Annotated in this window: 27 protein-coding genes and 1 pseudogene; 18 read left to right on the top strand and 10 right to left on the bottom strand. The window is 63.1% G+C overall.

The window, feature by feature from the left end:
- The first annotated feature begins 19 nt into the window (after positions 1-19).
- Complete coding sequence (gene rpiB, locus CO666_RS12880) at positions 20-469, top strand: ribose 5-phosphate isomerase B (RefSeq protein ID WP_097612498.1); 450 nt, start codon at positions 20-22, stop codon at positions 467-469.
- A 196-nt stretch (positions 470-665) separates the two neighbouring features.
- Here the strand turns inward: rpiB and CO666_RS12875 are convergent, their stop codons facing one another.
- The gene (locus CO666_RS12875) at positions 666-1571 is read right to left on the bottom strand and encodes a LysR family transcriptional regulator (RefSeq protein ID WP_097612497.1); all 906 of its coding nucleotides are present in this window, start codon (positions 1569-1571) and stop codon (positions 666-668) included.
- Between the two features lie 114 nt (positions 1572-1685).
- On the opposite strand from CO666_RS12875, the gene CO666_RS12870 reads away from it, so the two are divergent.
- Genes CO666_RS12870 through CO666_RS35150 form a run of 3 tightly spaced genes read left to right on the top strand, consistent with a single transcriptional unit; the run spans position 1686 to position 3494 of the window.
- Entirely contained in the window at positions 1686-2318 is a 633-nt protein-coding gene (locus tag CO666_RS12870) for a DsbA family protein (RefSeq protein ID WP_097612496.1), read from the top strand.
- A 55-nt stretch (positions 2319-2373) separates the two neighbouring features.
- A complete protein-coding gene (locus CO666_RS12865) occupies positions 2374-3276 on the top strand; it encodes an MBL fold metallo-hydrolase (protein ID WP_179869675.1) in 903 nt (300 codons plus the stop codon).
- Between the two features lie 32 nt (positions 3277-3308).
- Complete coding sequence (locus CO666_RS35150) at positions 3309-3494, top strand: hypothetical protein (RefSeq protein ID WP_179869674.1); 186 nt, start codon at positions 3309-3311, stop codon at positions 3492-3494.
- On the opposite strand, the gene CO666_RS12855 is transcribed toward CO666_RS35150, so the two are convergent.
- Positions 3482-4027 carry a YbhB/YbcL family Raf kinase inhibitor-like protein gene (locus tag CO666_RS12855; RefSeq protein WP_097612494.1) on the bottom strand — a complete coding sequence of 182 codons (546 nt, stop codon included), beginning with the start codon at positions 4025-4027 and terminating at the stop codon, positions 3482-3484. The two genes, CO666_RS35150 and CO666_RS12855, sit on opposite strands and share 13 nt — an antisense overlap.
- A gap of 39 nt (positions 4028-4066) precedes the next feature.
- Positions 4067-4921, bottom strand: coding sequence for an AraC family transcriptional regulator (locus CO666_RS12850; RefSeq protein WP_097612493.1), 855 nt, complete (start codon positions 4919-4921; stop codon positions 4067-4069).
- 322 nt (positions 4922-5243) lie between these two features.
- Here CO666_RS12850 and CO666_RS12845 point away from each other — a divergent pair, with 322 nt between their 5' ends.
- Positions 5244-7736 carry a DEAD/DEAH box helicase gene (locus CO666_RS12845; protein ID WP_097612492.1) on the top strand — a complete coding sequence of 831 codons (2493 nt, stop codon included), beginning with the start codon at positions 5244-5246 and terminating at the stop codon, positions 7734-7736.
- Positions 7737-7791: 55 nt separating this feature from the next.
- Here CO666_RS12845 and CO666_RS12840 read toward each other — a convergent pair whose 3' ends face one another.
- Complete coding sequence (locus tag CO666_RS12840; RefSeq protein ID WP_097612491.1) at positions 7792-8688, bottom strand: LysR family transcriptional regulator; 897 nt, start codon at positions 8686-8688, stop codon at positions 7792-7794.
- A 110-nt stretch (positions 8689-8798) separates the two neighbouring features.
- Here CO666_RS12840 and CO666_RS12835 point away from each other — a divergent pair.
- Together CO666_RS12835 and CO666_RS12830 are read left to right on the top strand one after the other, a co-directional pair.
- Positions 8799-9038 (top strand): annotated as a pseudogene (locus tag CO666_RS12835) (Atu4866 domain-containing protein); the annotation flags it as partial.
- 55 nt (positions 9039-9093) lie between these two features.
- Positions 9094-9828, top strand: coding sequence for an SDR family oxidoreductase (locus tag CO666_RS12830; protein ID WP_097612569.1), 735 nt, complete (start codon positions 9094-9096; stop codon positions 9826-9828).
- A gap of 16 nt (positions 9829-9844) precedes the next feature.
- Here CO666_RS12830 and CO666_RS12825 read toward each other — a convergent pair whose 3' ends face one another.
- The gene (locus CO666_RS12825; RefSeq protein WP_097612490.1) at positions 9845-10408 is read right to left on the bottom strand and encodes a methylated-DNA--[protein]-cysteine S-methyltransferase; all 564 of its coding nucleotides are present in this window, start codon (positions 10406-10408) and stop codon (positions 9845-9847) included.
- A 169-nt stretch (positions 10409-10577) separates the two neighbouring features.
- On the opposite strand from CO666_RS12825, the gene CO666_RS12820 reads away from it, so the two are divergent.
- The 4 genes from CO666_RS12820 to ybaK all read left to right on the top strand — a co-directional run bounded on the left by CO666_RS12820 (position 10578) and on the right by ybaK (position 13267).
- Positions 10578-11186: a 2'-5' RNA ligase family protein gene (locus CO666_RS12820; RefSeq protein WP_097612489.1), complete on the top strand. Its 609-nt coding sequence runs from the start codon at positions 10578-10580 to the stop codon at positions 11184-11186.
- A 91-nt stretch (positions 11187-11277) separates the two neighbouring features.
- Positions 11278-12339 (top strand): M14 family metallopeptidase, encoded by a 1062-nt coding sequence (locus tag CO666_RS12815; RefSeq protein ID WP_097612488.1) that lies wholly within the window; start codon positions 11278-11280, stop codon positions 12337-12339.
- A gap of 100 nt (positions 12340-12439) precedes the next feature.
- Positions 12440-12790, top strand: a complete 351-nt coding sequence (locus CO666_RS12810) for an ArsC family reductase (protein WP_097612487.1) — start codon at positions 12440-12442, stop codon at positions 12788-12790.
- Positions 12791-12793: 3 nt separating this feature from the next.
- Positions 12794-13267 (top strand): Cys-tRNA(Pro) deacylase, encoded by a 474-nt coding sequence (ybaK, locus tag CO666_RS12805; protein WP_097612486.1) that lies wholly within the window; start codon positions 12794-12796, stop codon positions 13265-13267.
- Here ybaK and CO666_RS12800 read toward each other — a convergent pair whose 3' ends face one another.
- A complete protein-coding gene (locus tag CO666_RS12800; protein WP_097612485.1) occupies positions 13268-13711 on the bottom strand; it encodes a MarR family winged helix-turn-helix transcriptional regulator in 444 nt (147 codons plus the stop codon).
- 79 nt (positions 13712-13790) lie between these two features.
- Here CO666_RS12800 and CO666_RS12795 point away from each other — a divergent pair, with 79 nt between their 5' ends.
- On the top strand, positions 13791-14474 hold the full coding sequence (locus CO666_RS12795; RefSeq protein ID WP_097612484.1) for a glutathione S-transferase family protein: 684 nt from the start codon (positions 13791-13793) through the stop codon (positions 14472-14474).
- A gap of 250 nt (positions 14475-14724) precedes the next feature.
- Positions 14725-15978 carry an aminopeptidase gene (locus tag CO666_RS12790; protein WP_097612483.1) on the top strand — a complete coding sequence of 418 codons (1254 nt, stop codon included), beginning with the start codon at positions 14725-14727 and terminating at the stop codon, positions 15976-15978.
- Here the strand turns inward: CO666_RS12790 and CO666_RS12785 are convergent.
- Positions 15926-16849, bottom strand: a complete 924-nt coding sequence (locus CO666_RS12785; RefSeq protein WP_097612482.1) for an EamA family transporter — start codon at positions 16847-16849, stop codon at positions 15926-15928. The two genes, CO666_RS12790 and CO666_RS12785, sit on opposite strands and share 53 nt — an antisense overlap.
- Positions 16850-16930: 81 nt before the next feature.
- On the opposite strand from CO666_RS12785, the gene CO666_RS12780 reads away from it, so the two are divergent.
- Positions 16931-17428, top strand: a complete 498-nt coding sequence (locus tag CO666_RS12780) for a MarR family winged helix-turn-helix transcriptional regulator (protein WP_097612481.1) — start codon at positions 16931-16933, stop codon at positions 17426-17428.
- 347 nt (positions 17429-17775) lie between these two features.
- On the opposite strand, the gene xseA is transcribed toward CO666_RS12780, so the two are convergent.
- Complete coding sequence (xseA, locus tag CO666_RS12775) at positions 17776-19356, bottom strand: exodeoxyribonuclease VII large subunit (protein ID WP_097612480.1); 1581 nt, start codon at positions 19354-19356, stop codon at positions 17776-17778.
- 298 nt (positions 19357-19654) lie between these two features.
- Between xseA and CO666_RS12770 the strand changes: the two genes are divergently transcribed.
- Entirely contained in the window at positions 19655-19900 is a 246-nt protein-coding gene (locus tag CO666_RS12770; RefSeq protein WP_097612479.1) for a hypothetical protein, read from the top strand.
- 23 nt (positions 19901-19923) lie between these two features.
- On the opposite strand, the gene CO666_RS12765 is transcribed toward CO666_RS12770, so the two are convergent.
- On the bottom strand, positions 19924-21765 hold the full coding sequence (locus CO666_RS12765; RefSeq protein ID WP_097612478.1) for a hypothetical protein: 1842 nt from the start codon (positions 21763-21765) through the stop codon (positions 19924-19926).
- Positions 21766-21924: 159 nt separating this feature from the next.
- Here CO666_RS12765 and CO666_RS12760 point away from each other — a divergent pair, with 159 nt between their 5' ends.
- A complete protein-coding gene (locus CO666_RS12760) occupies positions 21925-22935 on the top strand; it encodes a glycosyltransferase (RefSeq protein WP_097612477.1) in 1011 nt (336 codons plus the stop codon).
- The gene (locus CO666_RS12755) at positions 22932-23309 is read left to right on the top strand and encodes a GtrA family protein (RefSeq protein ID WP_097612476.1); all 378 of its coding nucleotides are present in this window, start codon (positions 22932-22934) and stop codon (positions 23307-23309) included. The genes CO666_RS12760 and CO666_RS12755 overlap by 4 nt, the downstream gene beginning before the upstream one ends.
- A gap of 101 nt (positions 23310-23410) precedes the next feature.
- Here the strand turns inward: CO666_RS12755 and CO666_RS12750 are convergent, their stop codons facing one another.
- Entirely contained in the window at positions 23411-24397 is a 987-nt protein-coding gene (locus CO666_RS12750; RefSeq protein ID WP_097612475.1) for a Gfo/Idh/MocA family protein, read from the bottom strand.
- On the opposite strand from CO666_RS12750, the gene CO666_RS34140 reads away from it, so the two are divergent.
- Positions 24396-24542 (top strand): hypothetical protein, encoded by a 147-nt coding sequence (locus CO666_RS34140; RefSeq protein ID WP_164740569.1) that lies wholly within the window; start codon positions 24396-24398, stop codon positions 24540-24542. The genes CO666_RS12750 and CO666_RS34140 overlap by 2 nt on opposite strands.
- Positions 24543-24585: the final 43 nt, after the last annotated feature.

The following is a 24585-nucleotide window of genomic DNA, read 5'->3' as shown; positions in this document are numbered from 1 at the left end:
GGGAAACGGGACGACTTCTATGACTGCCAGCAACCGCATCGTCCTCTCCAGCGACCACGCCGCCATTGAGCTCCGGCAAGCCATTGCCGCTCATATCGCGGCACAGGGCTGGGTGGTGGTCGACATCGGACCGACGACACCGGAGAGCACCCCCTATCCCAAGCACGGCGAAGCGGCAGCGCGGCTCGTCGCCTCCGGCGATTGCCGGTTTGGCATCATCCTGTGCGGCACCGGCCAGGGCATCATGATGGCGGCGAACAAGGTCAAGGGCATCCGTTGCGGCGTCTGCACCGACACATTCTCAGCCCGCATGATCCGCCAGCACAATGATGCCAACATGCTGTCGATCGGCGTGCGCGTGGTGGGCGGAGGGCTGGCTCTCGATATCGTCGATGCGTTCCTCTCCGCCCAGTTCGAGGGCGGCCGGCATGCGACGCGGGTGGAGATGATCGGGGCGCTGGAAAGTTAGCGCCGTTCTTTTCCCGAACCGAACAGGCAGCTTTGCCGCAGCGAGGCTGACCTGCGGTGGACCACTTCGCTCATGATGGTTCCGAAGCGCTGCGGTCATTCGTCTTGGTCTGCGTGGCAACTCAAACTCGATCCCTCAGGCAAGACAGCGCTCCACCGATCTTGCGCTTCTGGCCGCAAAGCTGCGACGGCCAGTCTTACCGTTTCCCCTCCGAACGCCGGATCTCCTCGACCAGCATGGCGACGAAGGCCGTCACTTTCGGCGGGCGGAAGCGGGCGGCGGGATAGACGGCGTGAATGCCGCCGGACGGCAGGGTCCATTCAGGCAGAACCTCGACGAGCCGGCCGCTGCCGAGATGGTCGGCGACCTGGAAATCAGGCAGCACCGACAGGCCGCCGCCGGCGAGCGTTGCCGCCAGCACTGCCGGCGTCGTGTTGATGCTGAGCCCCTGACGCATGCGCACGACGCGGCGGTCGAAATCCCCCCTGGCGAAGTGCCAGAGCAGCGGCTCGCGCAGCGCTCCATTGGCGATGAAGGGCAAGGCTGCGAGATCTTCCGGCTCCCGGGCGGCGATCGCGCCGAACTGGTTTGCCGGGGCGACCAGACGCTGGCGGAATGAGCCGATCCGCCTGGCTTGCAGGGTGGAATCATCGAGCCATCCGACCCGGATCGACACGTCGATATGATCGGCGACGAGATCGGCTCTCGCGTCGGACAGAACGAGGTCGACGGTGCAGGCTGGGAAGCGCCGGGCAAAGCCCGCCGCCAGCGGCGCGATCATCGAGGCGCCATAGTCATGGGGCGCGGCGATGCGCAACACGCCCATCGGTTCAGCCCGGGCCTCGGACAGTTCGTCGACGGCGTCCTCCGCTTCGCGAAGGATCATGACGCAGCGTGCATACAGCATGCGGCCCGCCTCCGTCGGTTCCACCCGGCGTGTCGTCCTGATCAGCAGGCTGGTCTCGAGTTCGACTTCCAGCCGGGCGACCTGCTGGCTGACGACCGTCTTGGTGATGCCCAGGCGGTCGGCCGCTTTGGTGAAGGAACCGGTGTCGACGACCGCCGCGAAATAGGCGAGCCGGTTGAGATTGATCGCTTCCATGGTCGCCCTGACCGTCTCATTGTTAGCTTATAGCTTACAGTATGTCAGACTGAGTGCTGTTTATCCATGGCAGGCGCAAGGCTATTTCTTCCTCCACACAGTTCGGAGGCGCAGATGCGGATCACCTATCTTTTCGACCCCCTTTGCGGCTGGTGCTACGGCGCCGGCCCTGCCCTCGAGCGTCTGGCCGCGCTCGAGGACGTGACGGTGGAACTCGCCCCCACCGGGCTCTTCGCCGGGCCTGCGGCGCGATCGATGGATGCGGGCTTTGCGGCCTATGCCTGGCAAAACGACCAGCGCATCGCCCGGCTAACCGGACAGCCGTTCACGGAGATCTATCGCAGCCAGGTTCTGGGGGCGACCGGCTCCCTGTTCGATTCGGCGCCGGCCACCCTCGGGATCGTCGCGACCGGCATCGAGGCGCCCGGCCGCGAAATCGAGATCCTGAAGCGGCTGCAGCACGCCCGCTACGAAGAGGGCCGCGATATTGCCGATCGCGCCGTCGTCGCCGACCTGCTTGCCGAAGCCGTCCTCACAGACGCGGCCCAGCGTGTCCGCTCACCCGACGAGGAACTGCTTTCGGCCTACCAACGGCGGATCGACGCTGCCCGTGCCGACATGCGGCGCTTCGGCGTCGACGGCGTGCCGGCTCTCGTGCTCGACGATGGCGCCGGGCGGCGTCTGCTGCGCGGCAATGTCCTGTTCGGCCATTTCGACCTTGTGGTAGCGCAGGTGCGGGCAGCCTGACCGCTGCCCCTGCGTCAAGGATGCCATTCTCACATCACATTCCCTGGAGTTCCACATGTTTTCGCGGAGACAGATCATGAAGACCACTCTTGCCATCGGCGCCGGCGCCGTTTTTGCGCCCGCCGATCTCGGCCACGCCGCCGGATCGACGCTGTCCTGGAAACACTTCCCGGCCGGTCCCAACGGTTTTTTCCGCGCTCCCGTCCTCGTCAGCGGCCCGTCGGAAGCCCTTCTGATCGACGGCGGCTTCAGCTATCCCGACGGCCGGGCGCTGGCGGACGCCATCAAGGCGACCGGCAAAAAGCTCATCGCGATCTATGTCAGCCAGTCGGATCCGGACTATTATTTCAGCCTGAAGCCGGTTCTCGAGGCCTTCCCCGGCACCAAGGTGCTTGCCGCATCCGATACGCTTGATGCCATCAAGGGCAATGTGGAGAAGAAACTGGCGGTCTGGGGGCCGCAGCTCAAGGAAAACGGCCCGCAGACACTCGCCGATATCGTCCTTCCCGAAGCCTTCGACGGCCCGAGCCTGACCGTCGACGGTGAGACGGTGGAGATCGTCGCGGCCGAAGCCGGCCTCGCCAACCGCCGTTATCTCTGGGTGCCGTCGCTGCAGGCAGTGTTCGGCGGCGTGATGATCTTCTCCGGCGCCCATGTCTGGACGGCCGACACGCAGACCAAAGAGCAGCGCACCGCCTGGATCGCCACGCTCGACAAGATCGCAGCCCGCAAGCCGGCCGTCGTGGTGCCCGGACACCTCGCGCCCGAGGCGACGACCGACCTCTCCGGCGTCGCCCACACCAAGGCCTATCTCCTCGCCTTCGAGGAGGAGCTACTCAAGGCCCCGGACGCCGCCGCGCTGAAGGCGGCCATGGAAGCCCGCTTCCCCGGCCTCGGCATGGGTGTCGCCCTCGATATCGGCTCGAAGGTCGCCAAAGGCGAAATGAAGTGGGGCTAAGACTGCCGATCCCGACCTGATTCGGAGGACCCGTGAAGGGTCCTCCGAGAGGAGCGCTCGCCGCGTCAGACGGCGCCGCCGATCGGACTGACGATCTGGAGACCGGCAAAGTCCTTCTGATTGTCCGTCACCCCGACGCACCCGTTCGCAACAGCGACAGCGGCAACGATCATATCGAGCCGGCTGGCCGGCCCCAGAGCCAGGTTCAGCGGCCGTAGGTGACTTCGAGGGAGGCCTTGCCGAGCGTATTCGCCCTGACATAGAAGCCGACCATGGCGCCCGGCGCGGTATCGGGAAGCGGCAGCTTGTCGACCGAGAGCGCGTAGACGGTGAACTGGTAGTGGTGCGGCGCATCGCCGGCCGGCGGGCATGCGCCGCCATATCCCGACGTACCGAAATCCGTGTGACCTTCCACGGCGCCTGCCGGAAGCTTCTTCTCACCGCTGGCGCCGGTGGCGATCTTCGAAGCATCTGCGGGAATGTTGAACACCGACCAATGCCACCAGCCCGAGCCGGTCGGGGCATCCGGATCGTAAGCCATGACGGCGAAGCTCTTGGTTCCCTCGGGAGCGCCCGACCAGGTCAGTTCCGGCGAGATGTTCTTGCCCGAGCAGCCGAAGCTGTTGAAGACCTGCGCATCGGCCATCGTCTTGCCGGCGGTCAAATCCTTCGAGGTAAGCTTCATTTCGGCCTGCGCGGCGGTGGCGCCGAAGACGGACGCGGCGATAAGTGCTGCTGTGATGAAACGCATTTTTGTTTTCCTGCGGTTGACGATGCAGGAGAACTATCGTCAGCGTGCGAGCATATCTGCCCCGCTCTGCTCAACTTCTGCCCCAATCCGCTCAACATGCCCGGACCCGCTCCGCACATGGCGCGGACTGACACCAAAGCGCTCCTTGAAGCGGGCCGAGAACTGCGACGGCGAATCGTAACCGACCTCAAGAGCCACCTGCGCCATCGGCAGGGTCGTCGTATGAATAAGCCCCAAGGCCCGATTCATTCTCGTGTCGCTCAAGACCTCACTGAAACCGGTCTGTTCGGCCGCCAGCTTGCGCCTGAGCGTCGCTTCGCTCATGTTGAATGCGCCCGCCGCATGCGCCAGCGTCCAGTCAAAGGCCGGATCAGTTTCGATCATCTGCCTCAGCCGATCCTCCAATCGCGGACTATGGCTTTGGCCGAGCACGGCTCCGCACAGCGCAAACCAGGTGGCGAGTTCCATCAAACGGGCCTTGGCAATGGCGCCGGGAAGGCTTGCGAGGTTGCCGGGCCGACAGCAATAGTCGAACAATGCCGCCGCCTCCTTCGGCAGGCATTTGACGCTCGCCGAAACAGGCCGGGATGGAACGACAATTGATCCCATTCTTGTATAGGCGTCCTCGAACAACTGCCGGGGAATGGGTAGCGCCAAGGTCTGATACTTCTGCGGAGCCTTCGGAATATTCTCCATCGTCAACGGCTGATGGTCCGGCAACAGACCATAGGCGCCTGTCTCGAAGCGCAAAGGCTTATCATCCGCCATGACGATCTTCGTTCCCGATTGCACCTGGAACAACAGGGGGCTGGTATTGACGAGACGATAAAAACAGGCGCGCCCACCCTGGCGGATCAAGGCCCTGGCCGGAAGGGGAAAGACGTCGTCGAGCATATGGTCTCCGGCAACAGATGGATCGAGGGGCGACCGGCAGAACCGGCATGAAGACGCCCGCCTTGCTACCTCGCCGACCTCTTGCGGATCGGAAATATCAAAACCACGTGCCAGCGGCAACCTCGCGCCAGGAGCCACGGGACCGTATCGATCGCCTGTCGGACCCTGCATATATTTCTCGGAAGAGAGGGTGCATCGAGCTTCGAATCTCGATAGGTCTTCTGCAGCAACGGTTTACCCTACGGGAGGAGAGCTCTCCGATGCGACGGGGTAAACGCGGAAGAATGTCAGGCGAAAAACCCTTCTGAATGGATGTGCTTCGATGAAATCCAAGCCCCGAAGCTTGAAAGCAGCGGCCAAGCCGAACCAGGAACCCAAGCTGTCGCGCACCCACGCGCCCACCGACCTATCGCCGGTGGACTGGCAGCGTGGTTTGCGCCGCCAATTCGGCCGGGAGCAGGCTTTCGGGCTCGAAAATCTGACCGAGGAGCCCTTCTTCTCCGAGTTCAGGGTCAGCAATCCCGTTTCGAATTCCAGCTACCGCGTCGTCATACGCGGCCGCGGCCCCGGCGGCAATTTCTGCTCATGCCCCGATTACACCACCAGCGAACTCGGCACCTGCAAGCACCTCGAATTCACGCTTGCCCGGCTGGAGAAGAAGCGCGGCGCCAAGACGGCGTTCGCGCGGGGCTATCAACCGGTATTTTCCGAACTCTACCTGCGCAATGACGGTCAAAGGCGCATCCATTTCCGCGCCGGAAGCCAATGCCCTCCTGCCGTGAAGGAGGCCGCAGCCGCCCTGTTCGACGCCGAGCGCAACGGCATGCTGCCGGACGACCGCTTCGGCGAACTGGAGCCTTTCATGGCGATGGCGTCCGACAGCGACCATGAGTTCCGCGCCTATGACGATGCGCTCGATTTCGTCGCCGGAAAAAGGGATGCGGAGCGGCGGGCCTCAAAGCTCGATCAACTTTTCCCGCAAGGCGCCGCCGACCCTGGGCTGCAGACGCTCCTGAAGGTGCCGCTCTATCCCTATCAGGCCGAAGGCGCGCTGTTTGCGACGCGGGCCGGCCGGGCGCTGATCGGCGACGAGATGGGGCTGGGCAAGACCATACAGGCGATCGCCGCGACGGAGATCCTGGCACGGCATTTCGGCGTTTCCAGAGTGCTGGTGATCTGCCCGACCTCGCTCAAATATCAGTGGCAAAGCGAAATTGCGCGTTTTTCGGGCCGGGGCGGAGAGAATGCGGCGCGCGTCATCAATGGTGGCCGGGCGGAACGCCAGAAGGACTTCGCTCTGGATGACTTCTGCAAGATCACGAATTACGAAAAACTCAAACCCGACCTCGACCTGATCACCGCCTGGGCGCCCGACCTCGTCATCGTCGATGAAGCGCAGCGGGTGAAAAACTGGAACACCATTGCGGCGCGCGCCTTGAAAAGCATCGACAGCGCTTATGCGATCGTCCTCAGCGGAACGCCCCTGGAGAACAAGCTGGAGGAACTGGTTTCCATTGTCCAGTTCGTCGACCAGCACCGTTTGGGGCCGACCTGGAAGCTGCTGCACGAGCATCAGGTCAAGGATGAAAGCGGACGCGTCACCGGCTATACGGGCCTGGAAAAGATCGGCCAGACACTGGCGCCCATCATGATTCGCCGGCGCAAGTCCGAAGTGCTGCGGCAATTGCCCAGCCGGACCGACCAGAACTTCCTGGTGCCGATGACGGAAGGGCAGATGCTTTGCCACCAGGAAAATGCCGATGTCGTGGCGAGAATCGTCCAGCGCTGGCACAAGACGAAATTCCTTTCGGACAAGGATCAGCGCCGGTTGACCTGCGCGCTGCAGAACATGCGCATGTCGTGCAACAGCACTTATCTCCTGGACCAGGAGACCGATCACGGCGTCAAGGCGGACGAACTGGCAGCGCTGCTGGACGAACTGATCGCCGACCCCGAAGCCAAGGCTGTCGTGTTCTCGCAATGGACCCGCACGCACGATATCGTCATCCGCCGCCTCGAAGCGCGCGGGATCGGCTATGTCAGCCTGCATGGCGGCGTGCCGTCGGAAAAACGTCCGGCGCTGATCGAGCGGTTTCGCAACGACCCCACTTGCCGCGTGTTCCTATCCACCGATGCCGGCAGCACCGGGCTCAATCTGCAGAATGCCTCGACGCTGGTGAACATGGATCTGCCGTGGAACCCGGCGATCCTCGAGCAACGCATCGCCCGCATCCATCGCATCGGCCAGCCGCGGCCGGTGCAGGTCATCAATTTCGTCTCAAAGGGCACCATCGAAGAGGGCATGCTTTCGGTTCTGGCATTCAAACGCTCTCTGTCGGCCGGCATTCTCGACGGCGGCCTTGGCGAGATCTCGCTCGGCGGCTCGCGCCTCAACCGCTTCATGAAGGAGGTGGAGAGCGTCACCGGGAACATGGGTGAAGGCGAGGCCGTGACGCCGGCCGAGGAAGTGTCGAACTTCGTCACCGCCGAGGAGACCGTATCCGCCGACGATCTCAAAGCCGATGTCGAGCGCGACACGGGCGCCAAAGCGACCGCGCGAGCCGAAGCCGCCGAAGCGCCGCCGCCCAATGCGGCTTCCGATCCGTGGCAGGCCTTGGCCCAGATCGGCACGCAGGTCGTTGCCGCCTTGGCTGCGGCCAGCGACCCCGATGCGACAGCGCATCCCTGGGTCGAACGTGATGCGGCCACGGGTGCGCGGAGCCTGAAGATCCCGCTGCCGCCGCCGGAAACCGCGGCGCAACTCGCCAATGCTCTTTCCGCGCTCGCCGACAGCTTGCGAGGCCGGATTGTGTGATCGCCGACGGGCAGAGGATGGCGCATGACCCGAAAGCATCTGGGTAGGACGGCATCTACCGCCTGCGGGACCGGCCGATATAATCGACCAATGCGCGCAGCTTCAGCGGCTGCCGCTGGCGCCTGGGGTAATAGAGATAGAAGCCTGGAAACGACGGACAGAAATCCTCCAGCAGCGGCACGAGTTCGCCGCGTTCGACATAGGGCTCAAAGGTTTCCACCATGCCGAAGGTGACCCCTGCCCCGGCGCAGGCCATGCGGATCATCATGCCCATGTCGTTGGTGGTGACGGCGGGATCGACCGCGACATCGAAGTCACGATCATTTTCGGTGAACTCCCAGCGATAAGGCGCGGTGTCCGGGCGCGGCCGCCAGCCGATGCAGGCATGGTTCTGCAATTCGCGGGGATGGCGGGGATGGCCGCAGCGCTCGAGGTAGCTAGGGGATGCGGCCGCGCATTGCCGCTGCTCTTGCGAGACTGAAATCGCCACCATGTCCTGCTCGATCACTTCGCCGAGCCGCACGCCGGCGTCGAAGCCGGCCTCGACGATATCGAATTCGGCATCGGTGATGGTGATATCGAGTTTGATGTCGGGGCAGGCCTGCATGAAGCCGGCGAGCAAGGTGCCGGACAGGAAGCTCTCGGCGATCGAGGAAACGGTGAGCCTCAGCCAGCCGCTCGGGCGCGCCTGCATGTCCCGGACCGTCTGCATCGCATGCTTGACCTGCCGGACCGAGGGGCGAACGGCCTCGAAGAACACTTCGCCGGCTTCGGTCAGGCTGACGCTGCGCGTCGTTCGCTGGACCAGGGCGACACCGACCCGATCCTCCAGGCGCTGCAGGGCCTGACTGACGGCGGAGCGGGTCACGCCGAGCCGCTCGCCGGCGAGCCGGAAGTTGCGCGCCTCCGCCACCGCAAGAAAGACTGAAATCCCTTCTAGATCGTCGACCATTGGTTAGCATTACTAACCAACCCATCTCGGATTGGCAACTTAATCGCCGGGGATGAGCGAGCTATCTTTCAGTCGAGATCAAGCAAGCTTCGAAAGGAAGAGCGATGCAAATGCAGCAGCATCCCTATGTCGGCATGTGGGTGACGGATGACGGTCGCGTCCGCCATGAACTTCTGGCCAATGGCCGTTATGACGAAGCCCGCGGAAACCGGGAAAGCGCCTATCGAGGACGCTACGAAGTGACCGGAACGCATATCGAATACTGGGACGACACGGGTTTCACGGCCGACGGCGATTTCGTCGACGGCAATACCCTCCATCATGACGGCATGGTGCTCCGGCGCAAATGACGTGCCGCCCGAAGAGTGATCACCCCGAAAACCTCAACCTGCAATGGAGCTTGAAATGTCTGCTATCGACGGAAAAGTCATTGCCATCACCGGGGCGAGCAGCGGCATCGGAGAGGCCACGGCCAAGGTGCTGGCTGCCTCAGGCGCGCATGTCGTGATCGGCGCGCGCCGCACGGAACGCCTGGAGGAACTTGCCCGCGACATCACCGCAAAAGGCGGGACGGTGCGGCTGCGGCCGCTTGACGTCACCGACCGCGCCCAGGTGGAAGCCTTCGCAGGCTTTGCCAGATCCGAATTCGGACGGCTGGATGTGATCATCAACAATGCCGGCGTCATGCCGCTTTCGCCGCTCGATGCCCTCAAGGTCGAGGAGTGGGACCGGATGGTCGACGTCAACATCAAGGGCGTTCTCTACGGCATCGCGGCGGCGCTGCCGATCATGAAGGCGCAGGGATCCGGGCAGATCATCAACCTGTCTTCGATCGGCGGCCACAGTGTCTCGCCGACGGCTGCGGTCTATTGCGCGACGAAATTCGCGGTGCGGGCAATCTCGGACGGATTGCGGCAGGAGACCGATCGCATCCGCGTCACCGTTATTTCTCCCGGCACGACGACATCGGAACTGGCCGAGACGATCACCGATCCGACGGCGCGGGATGCGATGAAGGCCTTCAGGGCGGTCACCATCAGCCCCCAGGCCGTCGCCAATTCCATCCTCTACGCCATCAGCCAGCCTGACGACGTCGATGTCAGCGAGATCGTCATCCGGCCGACGGCCAGCCCGCATTGAGCAGCCGGCATGTCGCCTAAAAGCCCAGCGACTGCTGGGCAGGCGGCGGCGGGGCGAGGCTGACGCCTTCGAGTTCCAGCATGCGGGCCTTCGATGACGAGCCGCCGGGAGCGGAGAAGCCACCGATCTTGCCGCCGGCGGCCAGCACCCGGTGACAGGGGATGATCAGGGCGACGGGGTTCTTCGCCATCGCCTGGCCGACGTCGCGGGCGGCTTCCGGCCCGGCGCCGAGCTCCTTCGCCAGCGCGCCATAGGTGGTCGTGCGGCCCCAACCGACGCGTCTGGCTGCCGCGTAAATATTTCGGAAGAAGTCATCCTGGCCGGCAAGATCGAGTTCGACGCCGGAAAAATCGGTTACTTCACCCTGGAAATAGCGCTTCACGGCCGCGACCGTCTCGAGCACGCCAAGCGTCGGCGCGCCGGGCTGGGCATCCGGCAGGCGGCGCAACAGCAGCCGCTCGGTCGCTTCCGCTGATTTGGTCGGCAGCTGAAAGCGGGCAATGCCGACGTCACTCCAGGCGATACCGCAGAAACCGCCTGAAGTTTCGAAGATGAGATAGTGGTGCGTCGTCTCAGCCATGACACAGCCTCCGTGTTTCGATTTACACCAAAATCGTACGGGGCGACCGCTGTTTCAACCCGTTTCTTGCGCACCATGTTCTTTTTTTGTTCTTGATATTCGGTTTAGCCGGCGTATCTTTCATCCCGTTTTTGGAACGACGAGGTGGGTCATGACGACCTGACAGCGCATGAACCAGATTTCCTTCGATTTCGACGACGGTCAAAGTCCGCCTGGGCGACCGGGTGAAAGCCACAGCGGCGGGCACCGGCTTTTCTTCGCAATCAGCGTTCCTGCGATCGTCGAACGACAAGCGGCTTCGATCGCCGACGATTATGGCAAAGCTTATTCGCTTTCCGCAAGGCCGCGGCTGACGACGCTGCATGTCAGCGTCATCGGCATCGGCGACTACGATGCGCTGCCGGAGGACGCGGTCTTCGCGGCGCGCCACGCCGGCGCCACAGTCGAGGGCGCGCCGATCGCGATCACCTTCGACAGGATCATGAGCTTCAGACGGGAAGGCAAGGCGCGACCTTTGGTGCTCTATGGCGAAGGCGGACGGAAAGCTCTCACCCGACTGCATGTCCAGCTCGGGGTCGGCATGCACAATGCCGGATTGCCGCACAATATCGACCCGCATTTCACGCCGCATATGACGCTGCTCTACGACCGCAAGGCGGTGCCGCCGGCGAGCCTCGACAGGCCGGTTTCATGGGGCGCAGAGGAGTTCCTGCTCATTCACAGCCTTCTCGGAAAAACCGAACACCACATCATCGATCGATGGCCGCTGCTCGGCTGATCGCAATGATGTCTCTCGACCGCGGCTTGCGCGAGCGGGATTTCCGCGCATAAAACTCGGAGAAGCTGTTCGATTGCAAGCGAGACCAAACATGGACGTTTCAGAGATCACTATCCCCGGCGATACGCCGGGAACGGCGTGGCGGCTGCCGGTGCTGCGTTTTGCCAGCCGCGATCCGAAGGCGCCGAAGGTCTATATCCAGGCGGCACTGCATGCCGGCGAGCTGCCGGGAACGGTGCTGCTGCATTTTCTCTGCGAGAAGCTGCGGGAGGCGGAAAACGAAGGCCGGATCGCGGGCGACATCACCATCGTCCCGCAGGCCAATCCGATCGGCGCGGCACAATCGCATTTCGGCGAGTTGCAAGGTCGCTTCGACTTGGGCTCACGCACCAATTTCAACCGGGATTTCCCGCTGATTTCCATTAGTGACCGGGCCACGCTGATCGAAGGCCTTGATAATTACCCGGCTACCGACAGATTGAAACGACAGCTCCTGCATATGGCGCTCGGCGCCGATCTTGTGCTCGATCTGCATTGCGACGACGAATCGCTGCAATATGCTTATATCGACGAGGCCTTCTGGCCGGAGGCAGCCGATCTTGCCGCCGCGCTCGACATGCAGGCCGTGCTGCTTTCCGATGGCGAAAGTTCGGCCTTCGAGGAAGCTGTCGGCTTTGCCTGGAAATATGAAATTCCCGGCGAGCGCCGATCCCGATTGCCGGGCAGGCTTTCCGTCACCGTCGAGCTGCGCGGCAGGCGCGATGTCGATCCGGTGCTGGCGAAGAAGGATGCGGACGGGCTCTGGCGTTTCCTGGTGACGCGGGGGATTGTCGGCGAGGAGAAGGCGTGGCCTGCCGGATTTTCCGGGCCGGCCGTGCCGCTCGACAATGTCGAGATCCTTCGTGCTCCCGAAGGCGGCGCCGTGCTCTTCCATCGCAATATCGGCGACAGGATTGCGGAAGGCGACCTTCTGGCGACGATCGTCACGCGGCCGGGACAGCCGGGCGGCGGCATCGACCTGCATGCGCCGCAGGCCGGGCTGATCCTGACCCGAACCTCCGACCGGCTGGTGCGGCGGCGCGGCGACCTGATGAAGATCGCCTGCGACAATCCCAGCAAGGCCTCGCGCAAGGCCGGCACGCTGGAGAATTGAGCCGTCGGGGTGTCTGCGCGTTCGGGGATAAAACGCCGCGGGGCGTTTGCGCCGGCCTTCGCCCGTGTTATCTCGCCGCCATCACAGGAGATCGATCGGCATGGCCGCCACCATCTATGGCATCAAGAATTGCGACACGATGAAGAAAGCGCGCAGCTGGCTGGAAGACCACGGCGTCGCCTATGAATTTCATGATTACAAGTCGCTCGGCATCGACCGCGCTCATCTCGAGACCTGGATCGATCAGGCCGGCCTCGATACCGTGCTCAACCGCGCCGGCACCACCTTCCGCAAGCTGCCCGATGCCGAGCGCGAGGATCTGAGCCGGGAAAAGGCGATCGCGCTGATGCTCGACCAGCCGTCGATGATCAAGCGGCCGGTGCTGGAGACGAAAGGCAAGCTGCTGATCGGCTTCAAGCCGGAGATTTACGCGGATATGTTCAAGGGCTGAGCCATGTCCAAGACCACGCGCGCGACACAGCTTCTTTCGCAGGCAGGCGTCGCCTTCACCGTCCATGCCTATGATTATGATCCCGGCGCCGAACGCGTCGGGCTGCAGGCGGCCGAGGCGCTCGGCGAAGCCCCGCATCGGGTGCTGAAGACGCTGATGGCCGAGGTGGACGGCAAGCCGGTCTGCGTCGTCGTGCCATCGGATCGCGAAGTCAGCATGAAGAAGCTTGCGAGCGCCTTTGGCGGCAAATCGGCCAATATGATGAAGCCTGCCGACGCCGAACGGCTGACGGGCTATCATGTCGGCGGCATCAGCCCCTTCGGCCAGAAGAAGACCGTGCCGACGGCGATCGAGGAAACCGCCCTTGCCGAACCGCTCGTCTATATCAATGGCGGGCAGCGCGGGCTGCAGGTGCGGCTCGATCCGAAGGATGCGTTGAAGGCTTTGAAGGCGATCGCTGCGCCATTGATCGCCTGATCAAAGGAAGCGGTCGAGCAGGCCGGCGAGCGCCTTCGCTTCGCTTTCGGCAAGCTTGCGGCCGACATGGGTCTCGATCGATCCGGCATAGACGGTCCAGATGCGCTCCCGCAGTTGCCGGCCGGCCTCGGTGATGACAACCCAGCGGCCGCGTCCATCCCTGGCGAAGACTTCGCGCCGGACGAGACCCTCTCTTTCCAAACGGTCGATCAGGCGGGAAAGATTATACTGCGCCAGTAATGTCCGCTCTTCGATTTCATAGGGGCGCAGCCTGCCATCTTGCGCGCGCGCCAATTCCCACAGCACGTCATACCAGGCAAGCGGCGGCATGCCGGCGGCTTTCAGGTCGGCTTCAATCGCAGCAAGCAGCCGTTCGCGGGCGCGCATGACACTCGTCCAGGCGCGGGTGGAGGCTTCGCTCGGCTCTAATGCTTTTTCGGACATAAATGCAATTACATCTATCTTGAATTCTGCCGCAAGCGATATTAGATGCATTTGCATGGATTGTGACCAGGAGATTTCCATGAGCAGACTTACCCTCATCAGCCATCATCTCTGCCCCTATGTGCAGCGCGCCGCCATCGCTCTCCTTGAAAAGGGCGTAGCCTTCGAGCGCATCAATATCGATCTTGCCGACAAGCCGGACTGGTTCCTGAAGATCTCGCCGCTCGGCAAGGTGCCGCTGCTCAAGATCGAGGAGGAGGATGGCAGCGAGGCCGTGCTGTTCGAAAGCAGCGTCATCTGCGAATATCTGGAGGAAACGCAGGCGGGTGCTGCCCTGCATCCCGCCGATCCGCTCATCCGCGCCCGTCATCGCGGCTGGATGGAATTCGGCTCCTCCGTGCTTTCCGACCTCTGGGGTTATGAAACGGCGCAGGATGCGGTGCAGCTGGAGGCCAAGCGCAAGGCGCTGATTTCGAAATTCGCGACGATCGACGGCGCGCTGACCGACGGACCCTATTTCGCCGGCAGCAGCTTCAGCCTCGTCGATGCCGTCTTCGCGCCGGTCTTTCGTTATTTCGATCTCTTCGACACGTTGGGCGATAGCGGCATCTTCGACGGCCTTGAGCGGGTCAAGCGCTGGCGCAAGGCGCTGGCGGCGCGGGCGAGCGTCAAGAACTGCGTTGGCGAGGATTACCCACAGCGGCTGACGGAATTCCTCGAGAAACACAGCTCGATCCTGCTCAGGCAGCCTGCCGCCGCTTGACCTCCGGCAGCGGCCGGACAGATATCCGGCCGCTTCAATTCGCCAGCAGGACGCTTCATTTTCGCCGCAAACGGGTCTAAGTCTTCCATCCTCTTGGAGTGATTCAGCTTTTGAGGGAAGCGCAGAACCGCTCCAATCTTTTTGAATCTACGCAATTCCCGGCAAAAGCGCTTCGCGCTTTGCCTGAGAAAACCGCTTGGCACTTTTCCTGGAATTGCTCTAGCGTCGATGACAGAAGGCAGGTTGAACCATGACTTTCATGCCCCAGAGCCAGAACACCATTGATCCCGACAAGCTGGAAAAGCTTGCGGAAGTCGCCGTAAAGGTCGGGCTGCAGCTGCAGAGGGGTCAGGATCTGGTGATCACCGCCCCCGTCGTGGCGCTGCCGCTGGTTCGCCTGATCACCAAACAGGCCTACCAGGCCGGCGCCGGACTGGTGACCGCCTTCTATTCCGACGAGGAAACGACGCTGGCGCGCTATCAGTATGGCAGCGACGAGAGTTTCGACCGTGCCTCCGGCTGGCTCTACGAAGGCATGGCCAAGGCCTATGCCAACGGAGCGGCCCGCCTTGCGGTATCAGGCGACAATCCGCTGCTGCTGTCGGCGCAGGATGCCGGCAAGGTCGGCCGCGCCAATCGTGCCATGTCCACCGCCTACAAGCCGGCGCTGGAAAAGATCTCGAATTTCGACATCAACTGGAACATCGTCTCCTATCCCAACCCGTCCTGGGCCAAGGTGGTTTTCCCCGACGATCCGGAACCGATCGCGGTCGCCAAGCTCGCCAAGGCGATCTTTGCCGCTTCGCGCGTCGATGTCAGCGATCCCGTCGCCGCCTGGGCCGAGCACAATGCCAATCTTGCCAAGCGCTCCGCCTGGCTGAACGGCGAACGCTTCGCCTCGCTGCATTTCAAGGGACCGGGCACCGACCTGACGGTCGGCCTTGCCGACGGGCACGAATGGCACGGCGGTGCTTCCACCGCCAAGAACGGCGTGACCTGCAATCCGAACATCCCGACCGAGGAAGTCTTCACCACGCCGCATGCGCTGCGTGTCGAAGGCCATGTGTCGAGCACCAAGCCGCTTTCGCACCAGGGCACGCTGATCGACAATATCCAGGTGCGTTTCGAGGGCGGGCGCATCGTCGAGGCCAAGGCCTCGCGCGGCGAAGAGGTGTTGAACAAGGTGCTCGATACCGACGAGGGCGCACGCCGGCTCGGCGAAGTGGCGCTGGTGCCGCATTCCTCGCCGATCTCGGCCAGCGGCATCCTGTTCTACAACACGCTGTTCGATGAAAACGCCTCCTGCCACATCGCGCTCGGCCAGTGCTATTCCAAGTGCTTCCTCGACGGCGCTTCGCTGAGCCAGGAGCAGATCAAGGCGCAGGGCGGCAATTCCAGCCTGATCCATATCGACTGGATGATCGGCTCCGATAAGGTCGATATCGACGGCGTCACACCGGATGGTTCGCGGGTGCCGGTGATGCGGCAGGGCGAATGGGCCTGACACCGCCCGTCTTCGGCATCATCGCGCGCTGACTGAGCCAGACGCTGGCAAGCACCATGGCGAAGCCGGTAATCTGCGCCGGCGCCAGACTCTGGCCGAGCGCGAGCCAGCCAAGCAAAGTCGCGACAACGGGGCTCAGGAAGCCGAGCGATGCGGCGGCCGAAGGTTCGATGCGCGACAGGCCGCGGAACCAGAGCAGATAGGTGAAGGCCGCACCGATGAGGCCGAGCCAGGCGATGCCGAGAATATTGGCTGCCGTCGGCACCGGGAGTGCCGGCTCCAACAGCAAGGCGACGGGCACGAGCAGAATGCCGCCCGCAGTCAATTGCCATGATGTGAAGGTCAGGCTGGAAACGGGCGGCCGCCAATGGCGGGTCAGCACCGTGCCGAAAGCCATGGAGACGGCACCGGCGAGACCAGCGGCGACGCCGACCGGGTCGAGCGCCGCATTCGGCGTCAGCATCAGCAGTCCGACGCCCGCCATGCCGATCAGGCCGGCGACGACGGCGAGGAAGCTGATCGGCCTGCCGAGGAAGAGACGCGACAAGGCGATGACGATCAGCGGCTGCACGGCGCCGACCGTGGCCGCGACGCCACCCGGCAGGCGATAGGCAGAAACGAAGAGCATCGCCCAGAAAAACGAGAAGTTCAGCGCGCCGAGAATGAAGGCGCGGCCCCACCAGACGCCCGTCGGCAGCGTCCGGACAATCAGCAGCAGAAGCAGGCCTGCCGGCAGAGCGCGCAGCATGGCGACCGTCAGCGGATAGCCCTGCGGCAAGAAGGATGTCGTGACGAAATAGGTGCTGCCCCAGATGGCGGGAGCGACGGCGGTCGTCAGCACATCGGCGAAATAGCGCGAATTTATCTTCATATCAAGAATCTCTATGTCAAGACAAATTCAATATAGCGCATCTTATCTTGACGTCAAGATATCTACTGGTATCAATGTGGCATGGATGAAGAGAAGCAAGATCACGTCGACAGGATCCTGGCGCAATGGCGGCGCGAGCGGCCGGACCTCGACGTCGAACCGATGGGCATCCTCGGGCGCCTGAAGCGCCTCGGCACCCATCTCGGCCGCGAAGTCGAAGCCGTGCTGCTGAAGCACGGGCTGTCCACCTCGGCCTTCGACGTTCTGGCCACACTTCGTCGCTCCGGCGCACCGCACCGGCTTTCGCCGGGCGAGCTTCTGGAGATGACGATGGTCAGCTCGGGCACGATGACGAACCGGATCGACCAGCTGGAAAAGGCCGGCTTCGTCGAGCGCATCCTCAATCCGGAAGACCGACGCAGCGTGCTGATCGCGTTGACGGATAAGGGGCTCGCAGCCGTGGAGGAAGCGGTCGGCGCCCATGTCGCTAACCAGCAGCGGCTGACGCGCAACCTGACAGCCGAAGACAAGGCCGAATTCGACCGGCTGCTCAAGAAATTCCTGTCCGATTTCGAATAATTATCTGATCACCGACAGCATTTTGCGGACGCTGATTTATCGAGGCGCGGGCCTGTTAAAACCGGAGCAGACGCCGGTGGCCAGCCCCGTCCTTCGAGGCCCCTGCGGGGCACCTCAGGATGAGGCTGGAGAGAGGTGGCGACTCGGCTCAAGGGGAGACGAAGCGGCATTGTTGGATGGGCGGGCGTGCCTCAGAATGAGACCGAAGAGACGGCGTGCCAGCTCCAGGGCACCACGATCAGCCCTCATCCTGAGGCACGGAGGCCGCAGGCCGGAGCCTCGAAGGACGAGGGCGGGTGGCTATGCGCTATCTCTGTTTTAAGCAAAAACGCTACGCGGGAACGGTCCTAGAACAGGCTTCCCTGCTTCGGTGCGTCTGCGGGTTTTGCGCCGCGCTTCTTGGCGCCGGCTGGCGGGACGCCACCTTCCGTGGTCATCGCGCCGACGCGACCGTCGGCGAATTCGATGGCGATGCCCATGCCGGCAGAGAGGCTAGCGGCCTGCGAGACCGGCCTGTTATCGTCGTCGCGGATGACGGCGTAGCCACGCTTCAGCACGTTTTTGTAGGACAGCGACTGCAGCACGCGGTCCTGCGCGGAAAGTTCGGCGCGGGCGCGCGTCAGCTGATGGCGGATCGCCGTATCGGCATGACGCGAAAGATTGCCGAGGCGTTCGCGACTGCGGTCGGTCTGGGTCTTCAACCGTGCCGGCTGCGAGGCGAGGATGGCCTCGGCGCGCTCGACGCGCGATGTCGAGCGGTTGATCAGCCGCTCGACCATGCGTTCGGCCCGCACCATGCGCTCGTTCAGGGTCTGGCGGCGCTCGGCGATGCGGTTGGAGAGCACATCAGGGCGCAGATGCGAGGCGACACGCTCGAAGCCGCGGCGTTTGTTGATGGTGTTGAGTTCCAACCCGCGGCCGAGGCCGGCCGCCGCCTCGTCGAAACGACGGCGCGGCAGGGCGAGAAGCTGATCGAGCGACGGCAAGGCCCGCATCAGGGCGCGGACGGACTGGCGGCGCTGATCCATCTGCCGATTCATGCAGCCTTGCAGGCGCGCGGCAAGAGCCGCAAGCTGCGCCTCGAGTTCCGCCTTAACAGGCACCGCCATTTCCGCAGCCCCTGTTGGCGTCGGCGCGCGGACATCGGCGGCATAATCGATCAGCGTCCAGTCGGTTTCGTGTCCGACCGCCGAGATCAGCGGTATCCGGCTTTCGGCGGCGGCGCGCACGACAACTTCGTCGTTGAAGCTCCAGAGATCTTCCAGGCTGCCGCCGCCGCGGGCGACGATCAGCACGTCCGGGCGCAGGACGGCACCGGCCGGCTCCATCGCGTTGAAGCCGCGGATGGCGTTCGCCACCTCCTCGCCTGATCCTTCGCCCTGGACCTTCACCGGCCAGACGATGACATGCACGGGAAAACGATCGGAGATGCGGTGGAGGATATCGCGGATGACGGCGCCGGTCGGCGAGGTGACGACGCCGATCACGCGGGGCATGAAGGGCAGCCGCTTCTTGCGGGCGGCGTCGAACAGGCCTTCGGTACCGAGCCTGCGCTTGCGCTCCTCGATCAGCGCCATCAGCGCGCCGGTGCCGGCCGGCTCCAGCGTCTCTATGACGATCTGATATTTGGAGGAACCGGGAAAGGTCGTGACCTTGCCGGTCGCGATGATCTCCATGCCCTCTTCCGGGCGAAACTTCAGCCGCGAGAAGGTGCCCTTCCAGATGACGGCGTCGATGCGGGCACGGTCGTCCTTCAGCGCGAAATAGGCATGGCCCGAGGAGTGCGGACCACGATAGCCCGATATTTCGCCGCGCACGCGAACCTGGTCAAAGGCCGTTTCGACGGTGCGCTTGATCGAGCCGGAAAGCTCCGAAACCGAATATTCGGCAAGGTTGGTCGGCGAATCGCTGTCGAAGACATTGCTCATTCCTTCTTTCTAGCGCATCGGCGGCAAACGGGAAGGTCGACATCAATGCCGACGCCGTTTTCCCGGCTATTGAAATTGTCAGCGGGCCGATGTCGTCGTCGAGCCTGGACGGCGTGGCGACCGACAGCGAAATCACTTAATTCGTTTGGTTGCGGAACGGATAGTTACAATTCGCGTTTTACACGAAAGGGATTGCTAACCACCGCAATACAAAGGCTTTTCTGCTGCGATGGCCGGTAAGTCTTCGTTAGCTGGCGCTTCCTATGCTTCCCCTCGTTATCTCTGGGAAGGTGCTGAAATGATTATTCTCACAGCAGCAGCATTGGGCGTCAGCGCCGGGCAAATGCGCTCGGCCGCCGCGATCGCGTTGGTCGCCGCGCTGATCGGAATGACATTCGCGGTAGCGGCGATCACCTCGCCCGGGCCGGTGTCAATTCTGGCATTCGTCTATGCCGTTCTCGGCTATAATGGCGGCCTTATGCTCTTCGTTCTCGGCCTCTACGCCAGTGCGCGTCTTCGCCGCGCGCCGCGCGTTTCCCACTAAAGACTGCCCGACAGCTGGCGGCGTCAATTCGCCGCCGGCCGATAGCGAAAGAACTGAACGCCGGCATCCGGCGCCTTCGGCAGCGGCTCCAGATAGGGCGGGATATTCCCCTTGCCGAGCTCGGCATAGAGCCCATCCGGCTTCAGCTGGGCGAGTTGACGCGTCTGCGGGTCATCCTGGCAGAAGGCCAGCATCGTGACGCCGGCGCCTTTCAGGAAGGCTTCCGCCTCCTGCGGCTCCGCCAGGCCGATATGCAATTCCGTCAGCATGCCACCCTGATTGCGGTGATAGGGGGCGGAGAGAACCCGGTTTTCCGTGAAGCGGAGGATCGGCACGCCCATTTCCGACGGGGCGGCGATCAGCCCGGCCGGAAGCCCGGCAAGCGGCGCCAGCGCTGCTTTCGATTTGCAGGAATGCTCTTTTGCCGCCGCCTGCTTCTGCACATCATTTTCCACCTGCCGCGACACAAGCCCGCCGCCAACAGCCCAGGCGGCCGGAACGCTTGCGAGCACGGTCACGACATAGACGAAGGCGGCGGCGACATTCTCATTGTCGTCGTTGGAGATGCGCCTGACATCGATGATCAGCAAAGCAAGCGGCAGAATGGAAAGCAGGTTCGAGAAGGTGGAGCCGCGCACCTGGACCAGCGCGATGGCCCAGCTCGTGGCGAGCAGGACGAACAGGATCAGGTGAATCTGGGTGCGGTCGCGCCTGATGATGCGGAAGATGCAGACGGCGATGCCGAACAGACCCGCCGCATAGAAGGCGCCGACCGAAAAGGAATCGGTCCGTGCGAGGCCGAAAATCGACTGCGCTTCCGTAACATTCCTCAGCCAGAGTTCGACCAGCATCGGATCGAGACCGGCCAGCGGATTGCTCAGGCATTGCGGGGCGATCACAACAGCCGAACCGAGAACGCCGGCGCCGACGACGGCCAGCACCGCAAAGCGCATGGGCCGGCGCAGGCGGCTCGCAAAAACTGCTGAAAACAGCAATAGTCCGCCGCCGATCGCCGCCAGGCTGTAGTAACCGAGCGAGAGATTATCGCAGGTGACCATCGAATAAAGCCGGGGCGGCACCGTTGCGACAAAGAGGATGCTGATCGCAATCGCCAGCGCCAGTCCGAAGGAACGAGCGGCGACGGCGACGTTTTCACCCTCCCATGCCCAGAGCAGGGCAACGGTCAGGCAGACGGCAGCGACGAAGGGTGTCGTCTCGGCGCCGATGGCAATGGCGATGGCCGCCGCGATACCGGCCACCGCATAATTCCAGCCGCGACGCTCCGGGTCCAGCAGCATCGCTACCATCGTCGCGACCAGAGCCAGCTGGGCATTGTGATGGTCGATGGCGCCCGGCGCGAAACGGCTTCCGGTATAGATGGCAAGACCAGTCAGGACGAGACTGATGTGCATGCCGGCAACCCCGCCGATTCGCCGGCCGGCAACGGCCATGGCGAGCATGGCGGGCAGAATGAGCGACAGGGGCCAGACGGCGAGTGCCAGCGCCTCGGCCGTCTCGGGGGGCGCAAACAGGCCAAAGAGCCGGATCAGCGAGGCGATCGGCAGATCGATCAGCCGCGACCAGTGCATCAGCGTGCCGCCGTCGATGCCAAGACGGTATTGCATCAGATCGAACCAGCTTTGCCCGGCCAGTAGATCGCGCACCTCGACGAGACGCATTCCGTCGTCATTGTCGGGGCCGACATAATCGGTGGCGCGGTAAAACTTGGCGACGAGGATGACCGCGGCAAAAATGACGCTATAGGCAATGACGGTTGGCCAAAGCCGCGTCAGCAGGGCGGACACTTTTCCCTTGGGGGTGGCGGTCGCGAATGATGCATTGGCGATCGGCTGCACAGCGTTCATCGTGGTTAGCGGTCCGTTTCCAGATGCCAAACCTTAGCCGCCGCCGATCAAGAAAGTGTAAAGCTGTTGGCCGCCGCCACGGATTTCGCCTGCGTCATAGGGTCTTATTAACGCCGGGTGGTTTAGGCTCGGCACGGCTTTTGTGTAACGAGTAAAGTCATGGCCCGATCGCGTACCGATAAACTGGACATTGCCGTCCTGCTTCCCTGCTATAATGAGGCCGCGACGATCGGCCCTGTCGTGCGAGGTTTTCGAGCGGCGCTGCCGGATGCGGCGATCCATGTCTACGACAACAATTCCACCGACGGGACGGCGCTGCAGGCGATGCTTGCCGGCGCGCATGTCGTGCGCGAGCGGCGCCAAGGCAAGGGCCATGTCGTGCGCCGCATGTTCGCCGACATCGAGGCCGACATCTATATCATCGCCGACGGCGACGGGACCTATACGCCCGCCGATGCCGAGGAACTGGTGCGCACGCTGCTGACGGAGCGCGCCGACATGGTGGTGGGCACCCGGCGCGGCGTGCATGACGATGCCGGGCGTCAGGGCCATGCGCTCGGCAACCGGCTGTTCAACCTGCTCTATCGGATGATCTTCGGCCCCGATTTCACCGACATCTTTTCCGGCTACCGCGCCTTCTCGCGCCGTTTCGTCAAAAGCTTCCCGGCGGTGTCGGGCGGCTTCGAGATCGAGACCGAAATGTCCGTGCACGCCTCCCGGCTGAAACTGCCGGTCAGCGAGCTGGAGCTCGATTACGGCCGCCGGCCGGAAGGATCGCATTCCAAGCTTTCGACCTTTCGCGACGGCGCCAAGATCCTCTGGATGTTCGCGATGCTGATGAAGGAGACGCGGCCCTTCGCCTTCTTCAGCGCGATCAGCGCCGCCTTCATGCTGACGAGCCTCGGTTTCATGGCCCCGGTGCTGGCGGAATATTTCCAGACAGGCCTGGTCAGCCGCATGCCGACCTGGGTGCTGTCGATGGCGCTGATGATGATCTCCTTCATGCTGTTCACCGCCGGCGTCATCCTGGATTCCGTTGCACGCGCCCGCGCCGAACAGCTTCGCATCCATTATATGAACCTGGAGACGCCGAGCGCGATGAAGGCGCCGCCACTCAGCGACACAGGGCCGACAGCGCGCCCCGGTCGCGGCAAGGCGGATGCGGCATGAGAAAGCTCATCCGCTTTGCCATCGCCGGCGGCATCGGTTTCCTCGTCGATGCCGGCATCCTTTCGATGCTGCTCGAGCTGACGCCGCTCGGGCCGTTTCTCGCGCGGCTCGTCGCAATCGCCTTCGCAATGACGGCGACCTGGGCTTTCAACCGGAGCTTCACCTTCGACCGCTCGGGCCGTTCGCTTGCCGCCGAAGGTTTCCGTTACGGCTCGGTCGGGGTGACGGCAGCGCTGGTCAATTACGGACTCTATTCCGCACTTCTGCTATCGCTGCCGGCCCTTCAGCCGCTTGCGGCCATGGTGATCGCCAGCGTCGCCTCGATGGTCTTCAGCTTCTTCGGCTATTCGCGCTTCGTCTTCCGCGCCGAATAATGACAGCGCCGCGGGTCTTTTCGGACGCGCAAAGGACGCTGTAACACCTTGAATCTGCGCGTAATCCTTTCCGAAACTCGTCCGATTTTCGGGGTTACGCGCTAGACCGCTTCCCAGCCGTCCTTTTCGCTGGCGCGATAGATTGCGTCGATCACCTTCTGGTTCAGCTTCGAATTTTCGAGCGTGACGATCTCTTCCTTGCCATCCTTCACCGCCCGGGCGAAGGCTTCGACCTCACGCCGGTATTGCCGGCTGTCCTGGAAGCGGAAGATGCGCGATTCATTGTGGCTGCGATCGGTGAGCTCGATCTCCTCCGGCCCCCAGCGATTGGCGTTGAACGGCGACTTGACCTCGATATAGCCGTCGGTGCCGTGGAAGACCATGACCTGGCGGTTGGCCATCTGCGTCGAGATATAGAAGCTCAACTCGAAATCGCCGAAATCGGCCTTGACGCTGGAATAGATGTCCGTGCCGAAATCCGCATCCCGCTCGGTGATCGCCTGGATCCTGAGCGGCTCCTTGCCGGTGGAAAAACGGGTGCTCATGACGGGATAGACGCCGATATCAGGAAGGCCGCCACCACCAAGTTCGGGAATGTTGCGCATGTTGGCGGCGTCGCGGTTGAAATAGGTGAAGGCGCCCTGCACATGCCGGAGCGAACCGATCGCACCCTCCGCGATCAGCGCGCGCACCTTCTGCCAGACCGGCGAATAGGTGATCATATAGGCTTCGCTGACCACCACGCGGTTGCGGTCGCGGGCAGCGATCACATCGTCGATATCGCCTGATTTCAACGCAATCGGCTTTTCGCAGAGCACGTGCTTGCCGGCATCGGCTGCCTTGATCGACCATTCGATATGCTGCGAGGTGGGCAGCGGGATATAGACGGCGTCGATGACGTCGGAGGCTAGCATCTCCTCATAGGAACCGAAGGCATGCGGCACCGAGAAGCGGTCTGCCATCTCCCTGGCGCGCGTGAGATCACGGCTGGCAATCGCCGTGACGACGCAGTTTTCCGCATCCTGGATCGCCGGAACGACATTGTCGCGGCCGATCTTCGCCGTTGAAAGGATACCGAAGCGCAACATGATCAATCTCCCAAAGCTGATGTTCGCGAACCTTATTCAGGCCCCAGCTGCGGCGCAATGGCGCGACTGGAAATCACGGAAGTTTGGTTTCCCTGATGCCGGGATCGCGCTAGGTTCTGAACATGATGTCGTCCCGAACCGCTGACACTTTTCGGCATCATGCTCCGGGGCGGCGTTCTGCCGATCCC

The organism is Rhizobium chutanense, from assembly GCF_002531935.1.
In the GTDB taxonomy this organism is placed as follows: Bacteria; Pseudomonadota; Alphaproteobacteria; order Rhizobiales; family Rhizobiaceae; genus Rhizobium; species Rhizobium chutanense.
Note: the sequence above shows the minus strand (reverse complement) of the source record. Positions and strands in the feature narration are given on the sequence as shown.

What these genes read in the sequence shown, in the direction of transcription:
- rpiB (WP_097612498.1), top strand. Translation starts at nt 20, where the DNA reads ATGACTGCCAGCAACCGCATCGTCCTCTCCAGCGACCACGCCGCCATT.
- CO666_RS12875 (WP_097612497.1), bottom strand. Translation starts at nt 1,571, where the DNA reads ATGGAAGCGATCAATCTCAACCGGCTCGCCTATTTCGCGGCGGTCGTC.
- CO666_RS12870 (WP_097612496.1), top strand. Translation starts at nt 1,686, where the DNA reads ATGCGGATCACCTATCTTTTCGACCCCCTTTGCGGCTGGTGCTACGGC.
- CO666_RS12865 (WP_179869675.1), top strand. Translation starts at nt 2,374, where the DNA reads ATGTTTTCGCGGAGACAGATCATGAAGACCACTCTTGCCATCGGCGCC.
- CO666_RS12855 (WP_097612494.1), bottom strand. Translation starts at nt 4,027, where the DNA reads ATGCGTTTCATCACAGCAGCACTTATCGCCGCGTCCGTCTTCGGCGCC.
- CO666_RS12850 (WP_097612493.1), bottom strand. Translation starts at nt 4,921, where the DNA reads ATGCTCGACGACGTCTTTCCCCTTCCGGCCAGGGCCTTGATCCGCCAG.
- CO666_RS12845 (WP_097612492.1), top strand. Translation starts at nt 5,244, where the DNA reads ATGAAATCCAAGCCCCGAAGCTTGAAAGCAGCGGCCAAGCCGAACCAG.
- CO666_RS12840 (WP_097612491.1), bottom strand. Translation starts at nt 8,688, where the DNA reads ATGGTCGACGATCTAGAAGGGATTTCAGTCTTTCTTGCGGTGGCGGAG.
- CO666_RS12830 (WP_097612569.1), top strand. Translation starts at nt 9,094, where the DNA reads ATGTCTGCTATCGACGGAAAAGTCATTGCCATCACCGGGGCGAGCAGC.
- CO666_RS12825 (WP_097612490.1), bottom strand. Translation starts at nt 10,408, where the DNA reads ATGGCTGAGACGACGCACCACTATCTCATCTTCGAAACTTCAGGCGGT.
- CO666_RS12820 (WP_097612489.1), top strand. Translation starts at nt 10,578, where the DNA reads ATGAACCAGATTTCCTTCGATTTCGACGACGGTCAAAGTCCGCCTGGG.
- CO666_RS12815 (WP_097612488.1), top strand. Translation starts at nt 11,278, where the DNA reads ATGGACGTTTCAGAGATCACTATCCCCGGCGATACGCCGGGAACGGCG.
- CO666_RS12810 (WP_097612487.1), top strand. Translation starts at nt 12,440, where the DNA reads ATGGCCGCCACCATCTATGGCATCAAGAATTGCGACACGATGAAGAAA.
- ybaK (WP_097612486.1), top strand. Translation starts at nt 12,794, where the DNA reads ATGTCCAAGACCACGCGCGCGACACAGCTTCTTTCGCAGGCAGGCGTC.
- CO666_RS12800 (WP_097612485.1), bottom strand. Translation starts at nt 13,711, where the DNA reads ATGTCCGAAAAAGCATTAGAGCCGAGCGAAGCCTCCACCCGCGCCTGG.
- CO666_RS12795 (WP_097612484.1), top strand. Translation starts at nt 13,791, where the DNA reads ATGAGCAGACTTACCCTCATCAGCCATCATCTCTGCCCCTATGTGCAG.
- CO666_RS12790 (WP_097612483.1), top strand. Translation starts at nt 14,725, where the DNA reads ATGACTTTCATGCCCCAGAGCCAGAACACCATTGATCCCGACAAGCTG.
- CO666_RS12785 (WP_097612482.1), bottom strand. Translation starts at nt 16,849, where the DNA reads ATGAAGATAAATTCGCGCTATTTCGCCGATGTGCTGACGACCGCCGTC.
- CO666_RS12780 (WP_097612481.1), top strand. Translation starts at nt 16,931, where the DNA reads ATGGATGAAGAGAAGCAAGATCACGTCGACAGGATCCTGGCGCAATGG.
- xseA (WP_097612480.1), bottom strand. Translation starts at nt 19,356, where the DNA reads ATGAGCAATGTCTTCGACAGCGATTCGCCGACCAACCTTGCCGAATAT.
- CO666_RS12770 (WP_097612479.1), top strand. Translation starts at nt 19,655, where the DNA reads ATGATTATTCTCACAGCAGCAGCATTGGGCGTCAGCGCCGGGCAAATG.
- CO666_RS12765 (WP_097612478.1), bottom strand. Translation starts at nt 21,765, where the DNA reads ATGAACGCTGTGCAGCCGATCGCCAATGCATCATTCGCGACCGCCACC.
- CO666_RS12760 (WP_097612477.1), top strand. Translation starts at nt 21,925, where the DNA reads ATGGCCCGATCGCGTACCGATAAACTGGACATTGCCGTCCTGCTTCCC.
- CO666_RS12755 (WP_097612476.1), top strand. Translation starts at nt 22,932, where the DNA reads ATGAGAAAGCTCATCCGCTTTGCCATCGCCGGCGGCATCGGTTTCCTC.
- CO666_RS34140 (WP_164740569.1), top strand. Translation starts at nt 24,396, where the DNA reads ATGATCAATCTCCCAAAGCTGATGTTCGCGAACCTTATTCAGGCCCCA.
- CO666_RS12750 (WP_097612475.1), bottom strand. Translation starts at nt 24,397, where the DNA reads ATGTTGCGCTTCGGTATCCTTTCAACGGCGAAGATCGGCCGCGACAAT.